Source organism: Labrys wisconsinensis (assembly GCF_030814995.1).
GTDB classification, from domain to species: Bacteria; Pseudomonadota; Alphaproteobacteria; order Rhizobiales; family Labraceae; genus Labrys; species Labrys wisconsinensis.
This window is the reverse complement of record NZ_JAUSVX010000036.1, coordinates 1-19,237: the sequence shown is the minus strand read 5'-3', so window position 1 is coordinate 19,237 and position 19,237 is coordinate 1. Positions and strand designations below refer to the sequence as shown.

Here is a 19,237-nt window from a genome sequence, read left to right as displayed (position 1 = left end):
ACGAATTGACGGAGCGCATTCCGCATCTGCTCACGCAGATGCCATAACGCTCTCAAAACGTCAGTACGTCGAAGTTCCATCCGGCCGCCCTCTCGGGCGGCCCGCAAGGACCTCGTCGCCTGCGTTTCTCTTTCTTCCGATGCAATTGTCAAACAGCGTGGGACAGCATAACCATCCCCAAATCCACCCGGCGACGACCTCTCCGCCCGACCAGTAAGGCCGGGTGGGCCTAAGGCACAGAGGAGGGAAGAGCCGGAGCGACGTCGTCCGCCGCCAGAAGTTGGCGTCGACGCCGTCGATGACGCTGATATAGAGGAGGCCTGCTTCGAGTGTCAACAGCGCTTCGCGAAAATTTTGCAGGATCCGCGAGATTCTCGCGTCGATTTTCGAAAAAGACCGTTATTTCAATATCTTGGCGAGTTTTCCCCAGACGGGCCCGCCCGCTCCCCGCCGCCTCTAGGCCGTCCGGCCGGGTTCGGACGGGCCGTCGGGGGCCCTGCCCTCCCCCGTCGGCTCCGATCCCAGCGCCGCCGCCATCAGCGCCCTGGTATAGGGATCGCAGGGCGCGTCGAAGATCTCCGCCGTCGGCCCTTCCTCGACGATGCGGCCCTCGCGCATGACCACGACATGGTCGGCGAGCGCCCGCACCACGGCGAGGTCGTGGCTGATGAAGAGATAGGACAGGCCGTGCGCCGCCTGCAGCGCGCGCAGGAGCTCGACGATCTGCTTCTGCACCGAGCGGTCGAGCGCCGAGGTCGGCTCGTCCAGCACCACCACCTTGGGCTTGAGGATCATCGCCCGGGCGATGGCGATGCGCTGGCGCTGGCCGCCGGAGAATTCGTGGGGGTAGCGATTGCGCGCCTGCGGATCGAGGCCGACCTCGCGCAGCGCCTGCACGGCGCGCCGCTCGCGCTCGGCCGCCGGCAGGTCGGGCTCGTGCACCCTCAGCCCCTCGGTGACGATCGTCCCGACCGTCATGCGCGGCGACAGCGAGCCGTAGGGGTCCTGGAACACCAGCTGCAGCGCCCGCCGCAGCGGTCGCATCGCCGCCCGGTCCGCGCCCGTGATGTCGCGGCCCTCGAAGCGGATGCGGCCCTCGCTGGCGATCAGCCTGAGCAGGGCGCGGCCGAGGGTCGACTTGCCGGAGCCGGATTCGCCGACGACGCCGATGGTCTGGCCCTGGCGCAGGCGCAGCGACACCCCGTCCACCGCCTTGAGCTCGATCGTCGGACGCCCGCCGAACAGGCTGCCGGGCAGGCGGTAGGTCACCCGCACCTGGTTCCCCTCCAGCAGCACCGGCGCATCCGCCGCCGGCGGCGCCTTGGTGCCCGACGGCTCGGCGGCGAGCAGCATGCGCGTATAGTCGTGGCGCGGCGCGGCGAAGACCGCGGCCGTCGTCCCCTCCTCCACCACCTCGCCGCCGCGCATGACATAGAGCCGGTCGGCAAAGCGGCGGACGATGTTGAGGTCGTGGCTGATGAAGACGATGGCCATGCCGAGGCGCCGGCGCAGCTCAGCCAGCAGCGCCAGGATCTGCGCCTGGATGGTGACGTCGAGCGCGGTGGTCGGCTCGTCGGCGATCAGCACGTCCGGCTGGTTGGCGAGCGCCATGGCGATCATCACCCGCTGGCGCTGGCCGCCGGACAATTCGTGGGGATAGGCGTCCACCCGCCGCTCGGGATGGGGAATGCCGACCAGCTTCAGCAGCTCGATCGCCCGGCCGCGCGCCTGGCGGTGGCCGATGCCCTGGTGGTGGACGATCGGCTCGGCCACCTGGCGGCCGATGGCATAGAGCGGGTCGAGCGAGGTCATCGGCTCCTGGAAGATCATCGAGATCTTGACGCCGCGCACCCGGTTGAGCTCGGCCGCGGGCAGGCCGATCAGCTCGCGGCCGGCATAGCGCGCCGAGCCGGCGGCGCGGCCGTTGCCGGCGAGCAGGCCCATGACGGCCATCATGGTCTGGCTCTTGCCCGAGCCGGACTCCCCGACGATCGCCACCGTCTCGCCGCGCGCCACGCCGATGTCGACGCCCTTCACCGCCCGCACCTCGCCGTCCGGCGTCGAGAACCGCACATCGAGGCCTCGGATCGCCAGGACCGGATCGCCGCCCGCCATCTCAGCGATCCCCATTTCAGCGATCTCTCGGGTCGAGCGCGTCGCGCAGGCCGTCGCCGATGAAGTTGAGGCTGAACAGCGTGGCGACGAAGAAGATGGAAGGGTAGATCAGCAGCCAAGGCGCCGCCTGCATGGCATTGGCGCCTTCGGCGATCAGCGCGCCCCAGCTGGTCAAGGGCTCCTGCACGCCGAGGCCGAGGAAGGACAGGAAGCTTTCCAGGAGCATGATGCGCGGGATGCGCACGGTGAGGAACACCACCACCGGCCCGATGGTGTTGGGGATGATGTGGCGGGCGATCACCGCCCCGTCGGAGAGCCCCATGGCATGGGCAGCGGCGACGAACTCGCGCCGCTTCAGCGACAGGGTCTGGCCGCGGACGATGCGGGCCATGTCGAGCCATTCGATGGCGCCGATCGCCACGAAGATCAGCACGAAGTTGCGGCCGAAGAACACCACCAGGAGGATCACCAGGAAGGTGAACGGCAGGGAATAGAGGATCTCGACCAGGCGCATCATCACGTTGTCGACGCGCCCGCCGGCAAAGCCGGAGACCGCGCCATAGGCAACGCCGATGACGAGGCTGACCAGGCTGGCGAGCAGGCCGACCAGCAGCGACACCTGGCCGCCGACCATGATGCGGGCGAAGAGATCGCGGCCGTTCTGGTCGGTGCCCATCGGGAAATACTGGCCGTTGATGCCGCCCTCGATCAGCAGCGTGCGGCCCTCGTCGCGGCTGCCGACGACGCTGGTGCCCTCGAACTCGTTGGCCCGGTCGACATAGCGGGTGACGCGCGGATCGACCGGCTTGTCGGCGGCGAGCGCCGCGGTGAAGCGCGAGCCCGAGACCGCGAAGGCGTCGAGCCGCACCCGCGCCCGCTCCACGGCCTGCGCCATCACCGTCTTGAGCGTCGCCTCCTTCGGATAGGGCGCAAGGCTCGGCGGCACCATGACATAGGACTGGAAGATCTGGTCGTAGCGATGCGGCGTCACCAGCGGCCCGAGCACGCAGATGAGCACGACCGCAGCGAACACGACGAGGCTGACCATGGCGGCGAGGTTGCGGCGCAGCCGCAGCGCCGCGAGCTGCAGCAGGCTGCGGCTGCGCGTGGCGGACGGCTGCAGGACCAGGGGCGCGTCAGTCATAGCGCACCCTGGGGTCGAGCAGGGCGTAGAGGAGGTCGACGATCAGGTTGAACACGACGATGAACACCGAGATCAGCACCACCGTCGCCATGACCAGCGTGTAGTCGCGGTTGAGCGCCCCGAGCACGAAATAGCGCCCGACCCCGGGGATGCCGAAGATGGTCTCGATCACCACCGATCCCGTCAGGAGCTGCGCCGCCGAGGGCGCGAGATAGGTGACGACGGGCAGCAGCGCCGCCCGCATGGCATGGCCGACCACCGTGACGCGCGCCGGCAGGCCGTAGGCCCGCGCCGTGCGGATATGGTCGGCGCGCAGCGCCTCCAGCATGGCGCCGCGCATCAGCCGGGCGAACACGGCGAGCTCCGGCAGCGCCAGGGCGATCATCGGCATCACCAGGAAGCGCGGCGAGCCGTCGCCCCAGCCCCCGGCTGGCAGCCAGCCGAGCAGCACGGCGAAGATCAGGGCCAGCACCGGGCCGACGACGAAGTTGGGCACGGTGATGCCGATATTGGCGATGCTCATGACAGCAACGTCGACGGCCGAGTTCTGGCGCAGCGCCGCCACCGTGCCGAGCCCGACGCCGCCGACCACGGCGATCAGCAGCGCCAGCGCGCCCAGCGTCAGCGAATAGGGCAGGCTCTGGCCCATCAGCTGCAGGATGGTGAAGTCGCGGTAGATGTAGCTCGGCCCGAAATCGCCGTGCAGCACATTGCCGAGATAGGTGAGGTATTGGCGCCAGAGCGGGTCGTCGAGATGGTAGACCCGGATCATGTTCGCCATGATCTGCGGCGGCAGCGGCCGCTCCATGTTGAACGGCCCGCCGGGGGCGAAGCGCATCAGGAAGAAGGACAGGGTGACGACGACGAACAAGGTCGGCACCGCGCTGAGGAGACGCCGGAGCACGAAGCGCAGCATCGGCCGGACTCAGGGTGCCACGCCGGGAAGCGGGGCCCTCATTCCTTCGACAGGAAGCGCGTCAGATGCTGGTTGGCGGCGTTGTCCTGCCAGCCCTTGACCTTGCTCGACACCAGCCAGAGGTCGGCGTTGTTCATCATCGGCGTCAGCGACTGGTCGCGCAGCAGCATCACCTCGGCATCGTGCAGGATCTTCATGCGGGCCGCCGGGTCACGCTCCAGGTAGGACTTGGCCACCAGCGCGTCGTAGTCGGGGTTGCTGTAGTGGCCGTAGTTGAAGGTCTTGTTGGAGGAGATCGCCAGAGTGAGGAAGTTCTCGGGGTCGGCATAGTCGGCGACCCAGCCGGCGCGGGCGACGTCGAAGGACCCGCCTTCCTGGAGATAGGCGTAGTGGGTCTTCACGTCGGCGTTGAGGATGGTGACGTCGGCGCCGAGCCCCTTCCACATGTCGGCGACGGCGGTCGCCACCTTCTTGTGGTTCTCGTTGGTGTTGTAGCGGATCTCGACCTTCAGCGGCTTGCCGCCCTCGCCATAGCCCGCTTCCTTCAAGAGCGCCTTGGCCTTGTCCTCGCGGTCGAGCTGCGACATGTCGGCGAAGTCGAGCTTGGCCGGGGTGTAGCCGGCGATGCCGTCGGGCACGAAGCTGTAGGTCGGCAGCTGGGCGCCGGCATAGATCTTGTCGGCGAGGAAATCGCGGTCGATCGCCATGGAGAAAGCCTGGCGCACGCGCACGTCGTCGAAGGGCGGCTTGCGGCCGTCGAAGACGTAGTAATAGGTCGCGGTGGCCGGGGTGATGTGCACCTGGTCGCCGAGCTTCTCCTTCAGGAAGGCGGTCTGGTCGGCCTGGAAATTGTAGGCGAGATCGAGCTCGCTTGCGAGGAAGCGGCGCTGCGTCGCCGCCTGGTCCTCGGTGGGATAGGAGACGATCCTGTCGATCTTCACATTGGCCGCATCCCAATGGTGCGGGTTCTTGACCATGGTGATGTGGTCGTTGGCGACGTTCTCGGCGAGCATATAGGCCCCGTTCGAGACCATGTTGCCCGGCTTGATGAAGTCGGCCTTGAACTTGTCGATCGAGGCCTTGTTGACCGGCAGCGCCGTCTGGTGCGCCAGGAGCTGGCTCAGGTAGGGTGTCGGCCGCTCCAGGGTCAATTCCAGCGTCTTGGCGTCGACGGCCTTGGCGCCGAGCGTGTCGACCGGCGCCTTGCCGCCGTTGATCGCCTCGGCGTTCTTGAGCGGGAACAGGATGTTGGCGTAGCCCGCCGCCTCCTTCGGGTCCTCGACCCGGCGGAAGGAATAGACGAAGTCGTCCGCGGTCACGGGGTCGCCGTTCGACCACGCCGCGCCGGCGCGGATCTTGAAGGTGTAGACCGTGCCGTCCGGCGACACGGTCCAGCTCTCGGCCGCGCCGGGGATGATCTTGCCGCCGGCGTCGTAGATGGTCAGGCCTTCGAACAGGTCCTTGAGAATGAACTCCTCGACATTGATCGAGGTGTGGGCGGGATCGAGCGTCTGCGGCTCGCCGCCGTTGCCCTTGTGGAGGACCGTCTCGGCCAGGGCGGGAGCCGCCCCGCCGATGCCCGCCACGACCAGAAGAGCCAAGAGGCGTGCCCTGAAGCCGACCGTCATTGCCATCCCCCCTGCGAGCCGGCCTGCGCCGGGCATTGGTCGATGCCGGCAGTAAAGGCCGTCCTTCCGGCCGCGGCAAGCCCCCAATTTCGGCCGGCCTGGCGCGAAATCGGGCAAGCCGGCCGTGCCGACGCCCGCCGGCGCGTATCGCGACGGCGGGCGCCGGGCCTTGACTCCCACGAGGTTCGCGCCTCTAGCTCCCCGGCCAAGTCAACCCGGCGCCGCCCATGTCGAACGTGCACGCCCTCAACGCCGCTCACGCCGCCATCCCGCGCAACGAGGGCCATGCCCTGGAGCTGGACTGGGTCGACGAGATCCGCGTCAACCTCTCCGCCGCCGAGCGCCGCGTCGCCACGCTGCCCGGCCGGCGCACGGTGAAGAAGGACGCGCAGGCCGCGTGGCTGCTCAAGGCCGTGACCTGCATCGACCTCACCACCCTCAACGGCGACGACACCACCGAGCGGGTGCGGCGGCTCTGCGCCAAGGCGAAAGCGCCGGTGCGCCGCGACCTCCTGGAGGCGCTGGGCTTCGGCGAGCGCGTGATCCACACCGGCGCGATCTGCGTCTATCACCGCTTCGTCGCGACGGCTGTCGAGGCGCTGCGCGACACACGCATCCCGGTCGCGGCCGTCTCCACCGGCTTTCCCGCCGGCCTGGTCCCGCACGACGTCAAGCTGCGCGAGATCGAGGCCTCGGTGAAGGAGGGGGCCGGCGAGATCGACATCGTCATCACCCGCGAGCACGTGCTCACCGGCAATTGGCGGGCGCTCTACCGCGAGATGCAGGATTTCCGGGCTGCCTGCGGCAAGGCCCATGTCAAGGCGATCCTGGCCACCGGCGACATCAAGACCATGCGCAACGTGGCCAAGGCCTCGATGGTCTGCATGATGGCCGGCGCCGACTTCATCAAGACCTCGACCGGCAAGGAGAGCGTCAACGCCACGCCCCTGGTGACGCTGGTGATGCTGCGCATGATCCGCGCCTACCAGGAGCGCACCGGCTTCAAGGTCGGCTATAAACCGGCCGGCGGCATCTCGGCGGCCAAGGACGTGCTGACCTACCAGTTCCTGATGAAGGAGGAGCTCGGCCGCGAATGGCTGGAGCCGGATCTCTTCCGCGTCGGCGCCTCCAGCCTGCTTGCCGACATCGAACGCCAGCTCGAGCACCACGTCACCGGCCGCTACTCCGCCTTCAATCGCCACGCGCTGGGGTGAGGGAGTGAGGCGCCTGACCTCATGAAGCATCATGCCCGCCAAAAGCATTGACGGACGGGCGAGACACGACAGTGCCGGATGTTGCTCGACGCTTGCGTCTTCCCTCCCCCTTGTGGGGAGGGATAAAGGGTGGGGGTCGGTCAGGACATGGCGCACCCTACGCCTACGACCCCCATCCCTAACCCTTCCCCACAAGGGGGAAGGGATCGTCAGCCGTCGAGCCTGAAACCGAACAGAGCCTCACGATGAGCGTCGCCCACTATTTCGACACCATGGACTACGGCCCCGCCCCCGAAGCCGACACCGAGGCACGCGCCTGGCTGAAGAGCCATGCGGACGGCTTCGGCAACTTCATCGCCGGGCGCTTCACCGAGGCGGCGGGCCGCTTCGACACGGTCGAGCCGGCCACCGGCAAGGTGCTGGCGAGCATCGCCCAGGGCTCGGCGGCCGACATCGATGCCGCCGTGGCCGCGGCGCGCAAGGCGCAGGGGCGCTGGGCCGGGCTCGGCGGCCCCGGCCGGGCCCGCCATCTCTACGCCCTCGCCCGCATGGTGCAGCGCCATGCCCGCCTGTTCGCGGTGATCGAGGCGCTCGACAACGGCAAGCCGATCCGCGAGACGCGCGACCTCGACGTGCCGCTGGCCGCCCGCCATTTCTACCATCATGCCGGCTGGGCCCAGCTGCAGGAGCGCGAGTTCCCCGATCATGTGCCGGTCGGCGTCGTCGGCCAGATCATCCCCTGGAACTTCCCGCTGCTGATGCTGGCCTGGAAGGTGGCGCCGGCCCTGGCCCTCGGCAACACGGTGGTGCTGAAGCCGGCCGAGTTCACCCCGCTCACCGCCCTGCTCTTCGCCGAGCTCGCAGCCCAGGCCGGCCTGCCGCCGGGCGTGCTCAACGTCGTCACCGGCGACGGGGCGACCGGCGCGGCGCTGGTCGAGCACGCGGGCGTCGACAAGATCGCCTTCACCGGCTCCACCGAGGTCGGCCGCCTGATCCGCGAGAAGACCGCGGGCACCGGCAAGTCGCTCACTCTCGAGCTCGGCGGCAAGTCGCCCTTCATCGTCTTCGACGATGCCGATCTCGACGGCGCGGTCGAGGGCGTGGTCGACGCCATCTGGTTCAACCAGGGCCAGGTCTGCTGCGCCGGCTCGCGCCTCCTGGTGCAGGAGGGCATCGCCGACGCCTTCCATGCCCGGCTGAAGCGCCGCATGGCCTCGCTGCGCGTCGGCCATCCCCTCGACAAGGCGATCGACATGGGCGCCATCGTCGCGCCGGTGCAGCTCGAGCGCATCCGCCGGCTGGTCGAGACCGGGGTGAAGGAGGGTGCGCAGAAATATCAGCCCGACATTCCGCTGCCGAAGGGCGGCTCGTTCTATCCGCCCACCCTGCTCTCCGGCGTGCACAGCGCCTCGACCGTGGCGACCGAGGAGATCTTCGGGCCGGTGCTGGTGTCGATGACCTTCCGCACCCCGGACGAAGCGGTGGCGCTGGCCAACAACACGCGCTACGGCCTCGCCGCCAGCGTCTGGAGCGAGACCATCGGCCTCGCCCTCGACATCGCGCCGAAGCTGCAGGCCGGCGTGGTCTGGGTCAACGCCACCAACCTGTTCGATGCCGGCGTCGGCTTCGGCGGTTACCGCGAGAGCGGCTTCGGCCGCGAGGGCGGGCGCGAGGGCGCCTACGAATATCTCAAGCCGAAGGCCTGGGCGGCGCGCAGGCCGCGCCCGGCGCCGTCGCCGCTGCCGCAGCTCGCCGCCGCCGCCGACTTCGGCTCGCCGGCGATCGACCGCACGGCCAAGCTGTTCGTCGGCGGCAAGCAGGCCCGGCCGGACGGCAATTATTCCCGGCCGGTGCTCTCGCCCAAGGGCCGGCTGGTCGGCGAGGTCGGCGAGGGCAACCGGAAAGACGTCCGCAACGCCGTCGCCGCCGCGCGCGCCGCCGAGGCGTGGTCGCGGGCGAGCGCCCATAACCGGGCACAGATCCTCTATTATCTCGGCGAGAACCTCTCGGCCCGCGCCGCCGAGCTCGCCGGCCGCATCGCCGCCATGACCGGCGCCACCCCGGCCAAGGCGACGGCCGAGGTCGAGGCGGCGATCGACCGCCTGTTCACCTACGGTGCCTGGGCCGACAAATACGAGGGCGCGGTGCACACCCCGCCGTTGCGCGGCGTGGCGCTGGCCATGCACGAGCCCATCGGCGTCGTCGGCGTGGTCTGCCCGGACGAGGCGCCGCTGCTCGCCTTCGTCAGCCTGGTGGCCCCGCTGATCGCCATGGGCAACCGCGTGGTGGCGGTGCCGAGCGAGCGCCATCCCCTCGCCGCCACCGACTTCTACCAGGTGCTGGAGACCTCGGACGTGCCGGCCGGCGTGGTCAACATCGTCACCGGCGAGCGCGAGGCCCTGGCCAAGGTGCTGGCCCAGCACGACGACGTCGACGCGCTCTGGGTGTTCGGCTCGAAGGAGGCCTCGGCCGCGGCGGAGCGCCTCTCCGTCGGCAATCTCAAGCGCACCCTGGTCGACCACGGCCTCGCCACCGACTGGAGCGATCCCGCGCAGGCCGAGGGCTCGATCCTGCTGCGCCACGCCGTGCAGGTGAAGAACATCTGGATCCCCTACGGGGAGTAACAAAAGTTTCACCATGTTCGTGGCCTTGTCGCGGCGCCGCCGGCGATCCCGACTTCGCCGCCGCGGCCGCCGTCCTCGCCTGCCCGTCAGAACAGCCCAGCCATCAGGGAGACCCCACGATGCTCAAGAGACTCGACCCGCTGCTCAACGCCGACGTGCTCTATGCCCTCAGGGCCATGGGCCATGGCGACGAGCTGGTGATCGTCGACACCAATTTTCCCGCCGAGAGCGTCTCCCGCCAGACCGTGCTCGGCGACCTCTTGCGCATCGACGGCGTCAGCGCCGCCCGGGCCGCGCGCGCCGTGCTGTCGGTGATGCCGCTCGACACCTTCGTCGACGACGCCGCCATGCGCATGGAGATCGTCGGCAACCCCGGCGAAATCCCGGCGGTGCAGGCCGAGGTCCAGGCCGAGATCGACCGGGCGGAGGCCAAGTCCTGGCCGATGGGCTCGATCGAGCGCATGGCCTTCTACGAGCGGGCCAAGCAGGCCTATTGCGTCATCGCGACCGGCGAGACCCGCTTCTACGGCTGCTTCATCTTCAAGAAGGGCGTGATCCCGCCCAAGCAGAACGTGCTCAAGCCCAAGAAGGGGTGACGTCTTAGGTAAAGGACGCTGTGACGGGTTGCGGCAGAAAGCGCGCCGGACACACCACCCGCGACCGTCATGGGCGGACTTGATCCGCCCATCCACGCGAACGCGACGTGGATAAGAAGAAGCGCCCCGGTGCCTACTCGGACGCCGGCGGCGTTCGCGTGGATGGCCGGGTCAAGCCCGGCCATGACGTCGAGGGTCCGGCGGGAGGAGAGGCGCCCGTCCGTCGCCATCGGCGCCGTCGGCCGACGCCCCTACCCGTCTTCCAGCGGACGCCTCGCCCCCACCCCCTCCACCGCCGTCTCCACCACCGACACCCCGTGCGCCTGGCAGAGCGCCCGCATCTCCTCGCTGGGCAGGCGGTCGGTGACGAAGGCGTCGACCTCGGAAAGGTTGGCGATGCGGATCGGCGCGGCGCGCTCGAACTTCAGGCGGTCGGCCACCAGGATCACCCGGCGGGCGTTCTGGATGATCGCCTGCGCCACCTTGACCTCCTCGTAGTCGAAGTCGAGCAGCGTGCCGTCCTCGTCGATGGCCGAGGCGCCGATCACGGCGGTGTCGACCTTGAACTTGTGGATCAGGTCGACCGCCACCGAGCCGATCACCGCCCCGTCCGAGCGCACCGGCCCGCCGACGACGATCACGTCGATCTTCGGGTTGCGGTAGAGTCCGGTGGCGACGTTGAGATTGTTGGTGATGACCAGCAGGCCCTCGTGGGCGTGCAGGCCGGCCGCCACCTCCTCGGTGGTGGTGCCGATATTGATGAACAGCGAGGACTTGTTGGGGATCAGCGCCGCGGCGGCCCGGCCGATCCGGCGCTTCTCCTCCGCGCCGATCAGCTTGCGCGCCTCGTAGGAGACGTTCTCGATCGAGGAGGCGATGATCGCCCCACCATGGACGCGGGTGAGGATGCGCTTCTCGCAGAGGTCGTTGAGGTCCTTGCGGATGGTCTGCGGCGAGACCTCGAAGCGGGCGGCGAGGTCATCGACGCTGACGCGCCCGACGGCGCGGGCGAGCGTGACGATGTCGTCCTGGCGATCGTTGGCGGCGAGCATGCGGCATCCTCGAACGATCGGGCCTTGCCTGAGCGCCTGATCCGAAACCGGGTCGAATGGTATCAGCGAGTCGGCTCGACGGCGACACCAGCCATTTTTTCGGGTTTCGTCAAAGCGGGCTTGGATCTGTCGCCACGTCGCTTGTCCGACGTTTCGATCCGCGCTCCCGCGAGGGAGCGACCGCCGTCGCGGTTCGGGCCGGTGGTGCCTGGCGAGTTTCGATCCGCGCTCCCGCGAGGGAGCGACAGGCCCTCGGCGCCGCCCTCCTTGCTCCCGTTGGCGTTTCGATCCGCGCTCCCGCGAGGGAGCGACCATAGTGGGCATAGGGCTTCACCCGGCGGAGGAGGTTTCGATCCGCGCTCCCGCGAGGGAGCGACCCCTGCAGCTTCTGCATGCTGAGCTCCATGCGGTGGTTTCGATCCGCGCTCCCGCGAGGGAGCGACCAGAGCCGACCCTTGTACAAGGTCAACGCTCATTGGTTTCGATCCGCGCTCCCGCGAGGGAGCGACCAGGGAAATTGGCCAGAGCATGCTTGGTCCCATGTTTCGATCCGCGCTCCCGCGAGGGAGCGACGGCGATCGGCTCTGCCGCCGTGTCCAGCGCCGTGCCATATTCCGGTTTCGATCCGCGCTCCCGCGAACGGGATGACATACACCACCCGGCGCAGGCGATGACGCACGGCGTGATCGAGCGCGAACGACAGGGATGCCAGGGTCTTGCCGCCGCCGGTCGGCACCGTCATCGTGAACAGGCCGGGCGCCGCAGGCGCGAGCGCCAGCGCGTGGTCGAGGATGTCGGCGCGAAGGGCATTCAGTCTCCGCTCCGTTTCCGACGACGCCCGGGCACGCGCCTCCTCCCGCTTGACGGCCATGTGGGCACGCAACCGATCGCGCAACGCGGACAGGGGCGTGCCGCCGCCACGCTCGACCGTTCGTCCCTCCGCCCGCTCGTAGAACGCCGCCGTCTCCAGCCTGTCCGCGTCGACGAGACAGGAAAAGACCATGCGCGCGAGGAAGGCGAGGCCGAAGCCGCGTTCGCTGCCCGGGAGTGGCCTTCGCGTTGGCGCCAGCGCACCGGCCGCGGGCAGCGCGCCGGCGTGAGCCTCCCATCCGTCATAGGCGGGCGGTTCCTTGGAGAGCCTCGCCTCGAGCGCATCGCCGTCGGCCAGACCGGCGTGGTGGCCGGCGATGACGAAGGCGAGAAGAGTGCCGAAGCCTTTGCCGAACAGTCGCAACGCTTCGCGCGCGCCGGCGGATGAATGGTCAGGTCCCCGTCCACCGTGATCGCCCGCGCTCACAGAGATGTGGGATTGAAACTCGGTCGAGCATTTGCCGATATCGTGCAGCCAGCCGCCAGCCCGGCCGAGTTCTGCCCAGCCGAAGACCTCGGCAAATTCCGCGGCTCTATTGGCCACAGCGAGCAAGTGGTCATGCAGCGGCTCCCATTCCGAGAGCGGCCTTGACGGCAGGGAGTGAGCGAACATCAACCCCTCGGCACCGAGAGCGTGCTACGACGAAGTCTTCGAAGTGTATAGAGAAAGCACTGTTGCCACAGGGCGACGACTTCGAATCGATCTCTTATGCACAAGCGCGAAACCGCTTGTGATCATGGGCCTTTCGTCATGCCCGGCAGGAGGTGCGCCGCGCCTCAGGCCTGCGCCCTGCGGCCATAGCCGGCCAGGAACAGGGCGATGCCGCTTTCGATCATGCGCTGGCGCTCCTCGGACGTCGGCGGCTCGGCCAGGAGCAGCCCGTCGAGATGGAAATCGGCATGGGCCAGGCAGAGGAACTGGCGGGCGGCCAGCTCGGGGTCGTCGATGTCGAGCTCGCCTCGTTCGTGCGCCTCGGCGAGATAGGCGGCGATGCGCTCGGCCAGCCGCTTCGGCCCGGCCTCGTAGAAGCTGCGGCCGAGCTCGGGAAAGCGCTGCGTCTCGGCGACCAGGATGCGGAACAGCGCCATGCCCACGCCGCTGTCGAAGATCTTCAGGATGTTGCCGGCGATCGCCTTCAGCACGTCGGCGACCGGCTCGGGCGCGCAGGCGGCCTGCCAGACATCCTCCTCCATCTGCCGGCACTTGTCCCCGACCAGGGCGAAGAACAGCGTCTCCTTGCTGGGGAAATAGGCATAGAGCGTCGCCTTCGACACGCCGGCCTCGCGGGCGACGGCGTCCATGGTGACGGAATCATAGGCCTGGCCGAGGAAGCAGCGTTCCGCTGCCGCCATGACCTGGTCAAGCTTGCGGGTCTTGCGGGCGGCCGGCTGGGACGGCGCGGCGCCGTGCACCGCGGGAGAGGCGGTATCCATTGCGCTTCCAAAATGAACTGATCCGTTCAGTTCACTCTTGACTCGTCGAGCGGCGTTCGGCAAGGGTGAAAATGAAACTGAACCCATCAGTCCAATCTGGTGACTCCGATGCGTCTTTTCCACCCCAGCGGACTCGCGAGGGCCGGCGCGCTGCTGATCGCGGCCGCCGTCGCGGGCTGCGGCGACGAGGCCAAGCCGCCCGAGAGGGAGCGGCTCGCCGTGCTCACCGAGGTCGCCGCCACGACCGCCTTCGCCCCCTCGGTCTCGCTGACCGGCGAGGTGCAGGCGCGCTATCAGAGCGATCTCGCCTTCCGGACCGGCGGGCGCATCGTCACCCGCGCGGTCGACATCGGCGACCATGTCCTGGCCGGCCAGGTGCTGGCCACCATCGACACGCCGGAGCAGCAGGCGGACCTCGACTCGGCCACGGCCGGGCTCCAGGCCGCCGAGGCGACGCTGCGCCAGGCCGATGCCGCCTACAGCCGCCAGAAGTCGCTCCTGGAGAAGGGCTTCACCACCCAGCGCGCCTTCGACAGCGCCCAGGAGACCTTCGTCACGGCGCAGGGCAACGTGGAGAGCGCCAAGGCCAACCTCGCCACGGCGCAGGACCAGCTCTCCTTCACCCGGCTCGAGGCGCCGGCGCCGGGGGTGATCACCGCCCGCTCGATCGAGGTCGGCCAGGTCGTCACCCCGGCGCAGACCGCGTTCACCCTGGCGCAGGACGGCGATCGCGATGCGGTGTTCGACGTCTACGAATCGGTGCTCGCGCAGCCGCCGCCGAGCCGGGACATCGACCTCGCCCTGGTGTCCGATCCCTCGGTCAAGGCCACGGGAACCGTCCGGGAAGTGTCTCCGTCCCTCGACCAGGCGAACGGCACGGTGCGGGTCAAGATCGCCATCAGGAATCCGCCGCGGCAGATGACGCTCGGCGCGGCGGTGGCCGGGTTCGCCCATCTTGCGCCGCGCGACGTCATCGACCTGCCCTGGACGGCCCTGTCGCGGCTCGGCGACCAGGCCGCGGTCTGGGTCGTCGATCCCGCATCCAGGACGGTGTCGCAGAAGCCGGTGGCGATCGACGCCTACACCACGGGACGCATCCTGGTCCGCGACGGCCTGAAGCCGGGCGAGATCGTGGTCGCAGCCGGCGCGCAGCTGCTGCGGCCGGGCCAGGCCGTGTCCGAGGTCGCCGCCGGCGCGGCGGGAGAAACCCAATGAGACCGGTGCTCGCCTTTCCGGCCGCAGCCACCCTGGCGCTCCTGCTCGCCGGCTGCAACGAGGACAGCGCCACGCCGCCGGCGCCGCCGCGTCCGGTCCTGTCCGTGGTTGTCGATCCGCAGAGCGGCCGGGAGCGCGGCTATGCCGGCGTGATCGAGCCGCGCTACCACACCGATCTCGGCTTCCGCGTGCTCGGGCGGATCATCGCCCGGGACGTCAATGTCGGCGACCTCGTCAAGGCCGGCCAGCAGCTGGCGGCGCTCGATCCGCAGATCTCCGACTTCACCGTGCGCTCGCTCGAGGCCTCTCTCTCGAATGCCCGCGCCCAGCTCGCCAATACCGACGCCACGCTGCAGCGCCAGACCACGCTGCTGGCGCAGAAGATCGCCTCCCAGGCCGATTTCGACAGCGCGCAGCAGGCCCAGCAGGCCGCCGCCGCCGCGGTGACGCAGGCCGAGGCCAACCTCGCCAAGGCGCGCGAGCAGCACGGCTACAACAGGCTCGATGCCGACAGCGACGGGGTGGTGACGGCCGTCGATGCCGAGGTCGGCCAGACGGTCGCGGCCGGCCAGACCGTGGTCTCGGTCGCCCGCCCCGATGTCCGCGAAGCCGTGGTCGACCTCGGCGACGACGAGATCGCCGCGCTCCCTCCCGGCGCCGCGTTCAAGGTGACGCTGCAGATCGACCCGAGCGTGGAGACCGCCGGACGCGTGCGCGAGATCGCGCCGCAGGCCGACGCCACCACCCGCACCCGGCGCGTGCGCATCGCCCTCGACGACCCGCCGGCGGCCTTCCGGCTCGGCACGACCGTGACCGCGACGCCCAAGGTGGTGCTGGCCTCCAGCATCCGCCTGCCGGCGACGGCGATCCTCGAGCGCGACGGGAGCACCTTCGTCTGGGTGGTCGACGAAGCCAGGAAGAGCGTCCGGCGCGTCCCGGTGCGCATCGGGCGCCGCGCCGACGGCACGGTCGAGATCGCCGGCGGGCTCGATGCCGGCGCCCGCGTCGTCACCGCCGGCGTCCATAGCCTCACCGACGGGCAGGCGGTCCGCTTCGGCCAGGGAGACATGCTGTGAAGGGTTTCAACCTGTCGGACTGGGCGCTGAAGCACCGCTCGCTCGTCTGGTACTTCATGATCGTCTTCTCCGTGCTCGGCGCCTTCTCCTATCTCAACCTCGGCCGCGAGGAGGATCCGAACTTCACCATCAAGACCATGGTGATCCAGGCCCAATGGCCCGGCGCCTCGCTGGACGACACCGTCAACCAGGTGACGGACCGCATCGAGAAGAAGCTGGAGGAGCTGGAGCAGCTCGACTATGTCCGCAGCCTGACGCGCCCGGGCGTGACCACGCTCTTCGTCAACCTGAAGGACACGACCAAAGCTCGCGACGTGCCCGGCGCCTGGGTGCGCGTGCGCAACATGATCGGTGACATCAAGTCGGACCTGCCGAGCGGCGTGGTCGGCCCGGCCTTCAACGACGATTTCGGCGACGTCTTCGGCAATGTCTTCGCCTTCACCGCCGACGGGCTCAGCCAGCGCCAGCTGCGCGACTATGTCGAGGCGGCGCGGGCCAAAATCCTCACCGTCCCCAATGTCGGCAAGGTCGACCTGGTCGGCACCCAGGACGAGGTGGTCTATCTGGAATTCTCCACCCGCCAGCTCGCCGCCCTCGGCCTGAGCCAGCAGCAGGTCGTCGACACCATCCGGGCCCAGAACGCCATCACCCCCTCCGGCGTGATCGAGGGCGCCGGCGAGCGCATCAGCATCCGCGTCAGCGGCGAGTTCGCCTCCGAGGACAGCCTGCGCGCCATCAACCTCAGGGTGAACGACCGCTTCTTCCGCCTCGCCGACGTGGCCACCATCCGCCGAGGCTATGTCGACCCGCCCAACGCCCTGTTCCGTTACGCCGGCCAGCCGGCCATCGGCCTCGCCATCGGCATGAAGCCGAACGCCAACCTGCTCGAGTTCGGCAAGGCGCTCGACGCTGAGATGCGCACCATCGAGGCGGAGCTGCCGATCGGCGTCGGCATCCACCTGGTCTCCGACCAGCCCGCTGTCGTGGAGGAGGCGGTCGGCGGCTTCACCCGCGCCCTGTTCGAGGCCGTCGCCATCGTGCTGATCGTCAGCTTCGTCAGCCTCGGCTTCCGCGCCGGCTTCGTGGTCTCGCTGTCGATCCCGCTGGTGCTCGCCATCACCTTCGTGGCGATGGAATATTTCGGCATCTCGCTGCAGCGCATCTCGCTCGGCGCCCTGATCATCGCGCTCGGCCTGCTGGTCGACGACGCCATGATCGCGGTGGAGATGATGGTGGCGCGGCTGGAGGTCGGCGACAGCCTGGAGAAGGCGGCGACCTATGTCTACACCTCCACCGCCTTCCCCATGCTGACCGGCACGCTGGTGACGGTGTCGGGCTTCATCCCGGTCGGCCTCAACGGCAGCGCCGCCGGCGAGTTCACCTTCACCCTGTTCGTGGTGATCGCCGTGTCGCTGCTGGTCTCCTGGGTGGTGGCGGTCCTGTTCGCGCCGCTGCTCGGCGTCATGCTGCTGCCGCGCAGCATGCACAAGCACGAGGAACGCAAGGGCTGGTTCCGCGCCGGCTTCGAGCGCCTGCTGCGCGCCTGCATGCGCTGGAAATGGGCGACCATCGCCGTCACCCTCGCCCTGTTCGCCGCCTCGCTGGTCGGCCTCGGCCATGTCCAGCAGCAGTTCTTCCCGAGCTCCGACCGGCCCGAGGTGATCGTCGACTGGACGGTGCGCCAGAACGCCTCGATCACCCAGACCCGCGACGAGATGGACCGCTTCGAGAAGACCGCGCTCGCCGGCGACCCCGACATCGTGCGCTGGTCCTCCTATGTCGGCCAGGGCGCGGTGCGCTTCATGCTGTCCTTCGACGTGCAGCCGGCCTCGCCGAACTTCGGCCAGATCGTCATCGTCACCAAGGACCTCCAGGCGCGCGAGCGCGTCCGCGCCAAGCTCGAGGCCGTCGCCGCGCACGACTTCGTCGGCACCGACGCCTTCGTGCATCTGCTCGACATCGGCCCGCCGGTCGGCCGGCCCGTGCAGTACCGGCTGAGCGGGCCGGACATCCAGGAGGTGCGGGCCAGGGGACAGGCGCTCGCCGCCATCATCGGCAAGAACCCGAACATCGGCAGCCTCGTCTACGACTGGAACGAGCCCGGCCGCGTCGTGAAGGTCGACGTGCTGCAGGACAAGGCGGCCCAGCTCGGCGTCACCTCCGAGGACATCGCCAACACGCTCAACGGCATCGTCGGCGGCACCACGCTGACGCAGATCCGCGACAGCATCTATCTCATCGACGTGGTCGGCCGGGCCGTGCCGAACGAGCGCTCCTCGATCGACACGCTGCAGAACCTGCAGATCTCCGGCAAGAACGGCAAGTCGGTGCCGCTCGCCGCGATCGCCACCTTCCACTACGAGCTGGAGCAGCCGGCGGTGTGGCGGCGCTCCCGCCTGCCGACCATGACGCTGAAGGCGGCGGTGCTTGGCGACATCCAGCCCGCCACCGTGGTGGCGCAGCTCGAGCCCGAGATCCGTAGCTTCATCGCCGCCCTGCCCGCCGGCTACGGCGTCGCCACCGGCGGCGCGGTGGAGGAGAGCGCCAAGGGCCAGGGGCCGATCGCCGCCGTGGCACCCCTGATGCTGTTCGCCATGGCGACCATCCTGATGATCCAGCTGCAGAGCTTCCAGCGCCTGTTCCTGGTGGTGGCGGTCGCCCCGCTCGGGCTGATCGGCGTGGTGGCGGCGCTCCTGCCGAGCCGCGCCCCGCTCGGCTTCGTCGCCATCCTCGGCGTGCTGGCGCTGATCGGCATCCTGATCCGCAACTCGGTGATCCTGATCGTGCAGATCGACACGCTGCGCCGGGAGGGACGCCCGCCCTGGGAGGCGGTGTTCGAGGCGACGGAGCACCGCATGCGGCCGATCCTGCTGACTGCCGCGGCGGCCAGCCTCGCCCTGATCCCGATCGCCCGCGAGGTGTTCTGGGGCCCGATGGCCTATGCCATGATGGGCGGCATCATCGTCGGCACGGTGCTGACGCTGCTGTTCCTCCCCGCGCTCTACGTCGCCTGGTTCCGGATCAAGGAGCCGAGCGAGGGAGGGCCGGCGCCGGAGGCCGTGGCGAACGCGCAGGCGGCGTGAGAACGAGGCGCACCGGGATGGCAAGATCGGTTCCCGGCGCCAAGGCAGCAGGATACGCGCCACCGCATCCTCAAGCGCGACGTCATGGGCGGACTTGATCCGCCCATCCACGCGATCGCTGTCAGTTCCGAGGAAGGCTCCAGCCGCAGTCTTGGCGAACGCAAACTGATGTTGCGTTCGCGTGGATGGGCGGAACAAGATTCTATGGGGCGTGGCGGTTGCGGATCTGAGATCCTGAGCGGTTTTCCACGACAGCGACAGGAGCGCCCG

Annotated in this window: 12 protein-coding genes, 1 pseudogene and 1 CRISPR repeat array; of the genes and pseudogenes, 6 read left to right on the top strand and 7 right to left on the bottom strand. The window is 69.2% G+C overall.

What is annotated here, in order from left to right; all coding sequences use genetic code 11:
- Nucleotides 1-456: 456 nt before the first annotated feature.
- From QO011_RS42045 to QO011_RS42030, 4 genes are read right to left on the bottom strand one after another with little or no spacing between them, the layout of a single operon-like run.
- On the bottom strand, nucleotides 457-2,130 hold the full coding sequence (locus QO011_RS42045; RefSeq protein WP_370882085.1) for an ABC transporter ATP-binding protein: 1,674 nt from the start codon (nucleotides 2,128-2,130) through the stop codon (nucleotides 457-459).
- A gap of 1 nt (nucleotide 2,131) precedes the next feature.
- Complete coding sequence (locus tag QO011_RS42040; RefSeq protein WP_307286636.1) at nucleotides 2,132-3,259, bottom strand: ABC transporter permease subunit; 1,128 nt, start codon at nucleotides 3,257-3,259, stop codon at nucleotides 2,132-2,134.
- On the bottom strand, nucleotides 3,252-4,175 hold the full coding sequence (gene oppB, locus QO011_RS42035; protein ID WP_307286634.1) for an oligopeptide ABC transporter permease OppB: 924 nt from the start codon (nucleotides 4,173-4,175) through the stop codon (nucleotides 3,252-3,254). Before oppB ends, QO011_RS42040 begins: the two co-directional genes overlap by 8 nt.
- 38 nt (nucleotides 4,176-4,213) lie before the next feature.
- Nucleotides 4,214-5,803 carry a peptide ABC transporter substrate-binding protein gene (locus QO011_RS42030; RefSeq protein ID WP_370882084.1) on the bottom strand — a complete coding sequence of 530 codons (1,590 nt, stop codon included), beginning with the start codon at nucleotides 5,801-5,803 and terminating at the stop codon, nucleotides 4,214-4,216.
- Between the two features lie 227 nt (nucleotides 5,804-6,030).
- Here QO011_RS42030 and deoC point away from each other — a divergent pair, with 227 nt between their 5' ends.
- The 3 genes from deoC (at nucleotide 6,031) to QO011_RS42015 (ending at nucleotide 10,237) form a co-directional block, all read left to right on the top strand.
- Entirely contained in the window at nucleotides 6,031-7,017 is a 987-nt protein-coding gene (deoC, locus tag QO011_RS42025) for a deoxyribose-phosphate aldolase (RefSeq protein WP_307286628.1), read from the top strand.
- Nucleotides 7,018-7,262: 245 nt separating this feature from the next.
- Nucleotides 7,263-9,641 (top strand): aldehyde dehydrogenase family protein, encoded by a 2,379-nt coding sequence (locus tag QO011_RS42020; RefSeq protein WP_307286625.1) that lies wholly within the window; start codon nucleotides 7,263-7,265, stop codon nucleotides 9,639-9,641.
- A gap of 119 nt (nucleotides 9,642-9,760) precedes the next feature.
- Nucleotides 9,761-10,237 carry an RbsD/FucU family protein gene (locus tag QO011_RS42015; RefSeq protein ID WP_307286623.1) on the top strand — a complete coding sequence of 159 codons (477 nt, stop codon included), beginning with the start codon at nucleotides 9,761-9,763 and terminating at the stop codon, nucleotides 10,235-10,237.
- A gap of 251 nt (nucleotides 10,238-10,488) precedes the next feature.
- On the opposite strand, the gene QO011_RS42010 is transcribed toward QO011_RS42015, so the two are convergent.
- From QO011_RS42010 to QO011_RS42000, 3 genes and pseudogenes are all read right to left on the bottom strand, one after another.
- A complete protein-coding gene (locus tag QO011_RS42010) occupies nucleotides 10,489-11,289 on the bottom strand; it encodes a DeoR/GlpR family DNA-binding transcription regulator (protein WP_307286620.1) in 801 nt (266 codons plus the stop codon).
- A 150-nt stretch (nucleotides 11,290-11,439) separates the two neighbouring features.
- A CRISPR array of direct repeats spans nucleotides 11,440-11,862; the repeat unit is 31 nt; unit sequence GTTTCGATCCGCGCTCCCGCGAGGGAGCGAC.
- A 445-nt stretch (nucleotides 11,863-12,307) separates the two neighbouring features.
- Nucleotides 12,308-12,772, bottom strand: a pseudogene (locus tag QO011_RS42610) (CRISPR-associated endonuclease Cas3''); the annotation flags it as partial.
- A 164-nt stretch (nucleotides 12,773-12,936) separates the two neighbouring features.
- The gene (locus QO011_RS42000) at nucleotides 12,937-13,593 is read right to left on the bottom strand and encodes a TetR/AcrR family transcriptional regulator (RefSeq protein WP_307286613.1); all 657 of its coding nucleotides are present in this window, start codon (nucleotides 13,591-13,593) and stop codon (nucleotides 12,937-12,939) included.
- 108 nt (nucleotides 13,594-13,701) lie between these two features.
- On the opposite strand from QO011_RS42000, the gene QO011_RS41995 reads away from it, so the two are divergent.
- The 3 genes from QO011_RS41995 to QO011_RS41985 are packed head-to-tail and all read left to right on the top strand — an operon-like array spanning nucleotide 13,702 to nucleotide 18,967.
- Complete coding sequence (locus QO011_RS41995) at nucleotides 13,702-14,808, top strand: efflux RND transporter periplasmic adaptor subunit (RefSeq protein ID WP_307286610.1); 1,107 nt, start codon at nucleotides 13,702-13,704, stop codon at nucleotides 14,806-14,808.
- On the top strand, nucleotides 14,805-15,884 hold the full coding sequence (locus QO011_RS41990) for an efflux RND transporter periplasmic adaptor subunit (RefSeq protein WP_307286607.1): 1,080 nt from the start codon (nucleotides 14,805-14,807) through the stop codon (nucleotides 15,882-15,884). The genes QO011_RS41995 and QO011_RS41990 overlap by 4 nt, the downstream gene beginning before the upstream one ends.
- On the top strand, nucleotides 15,881-18,967 hold the full coding sequence (locus tag QO011_RS41985; RefSeq protein WP_307286604.1) for an efflux RND transporter permease subunit: 3,087 nt from the start codon (nucleotides 15,881-15,883) through the stop codon (nucleotides 18,965-18,967). Before QO011_RS41990 ends, QO011_RS41985 begins: the two co-directional genes overlap by 4 nt.
- The last annotated feature ends 270 nt before the right edge of the window (nucleotides 18,968-19,237 follow it).